We start from the raw sequence: 576 nt of genomic DNA, 5'->3' as shown, positions 1-576 counted from the left end.
TGTCCTGACATGAAAAAATGTACTTTGACAAAGCATATCTATTATGCACTTGAGGCCAACAAAAAATATGAAGAAAGGCTTTCTGAATCACGCAGAGGCATCATTATTACTCAGGATGAAATCAATCATCTTAATGAGCTGCTCTATCCACTGATTGCCCAGCAGGGTCAATCCATTCATCATGTCTACATTCATCATAAGAACGAGATCATGTTCAGCGAAAAGACTCTCTATAAGATTATTGATGCTGGCATATTGAAAGTGAGAAACATCGATCTTCCTCGACAGGTAACCTATAAAAAAAGAAAGAAACCTTCAAGATACAAAATTGATTCAAAATGCATGGATGGAAGAAGGTACGAGGACTTCAAGAATTTTATAGAAGAAAATCCTGACATGCCTGTTGTCCAGATTGATACGGTTGAAGGCACTAAAGGTGGAGCCTGTCTGCTTACAGTTCATTTTACAGTGTCAACATTTATGATTGCTTTTAGAAGAGAATATAATGATGCACAGTCTGTCATTGATATATTCAATGACATTTACAACCATCTTGGAAGAGATATGTTCATGAAG

General features: G+C 36.5%; 1 pseudogene. It reads left to right on the top strand.

From position 1 onward, the window contains the following. Nucleotides 1–576 (top strand): annotated as a pseudogene (locus tag ACESR5_RS12015) (IS30 family transposase); the annotation flags it as partial.

This window comes from Clostridium sp. AUH-JLR23 (assembly GCF_964238065.1).
Classification (GTDB): Bacteria; Bacillota_I; Bacilli_A; order Erysipelotrichales; family Coprobacillaceae; genus Allocoprobacillus; species Allocoprobacillus merdigallinarum.
This window is presented reverse-complemented; position numbering and strand designations above follow the sequence as displayed.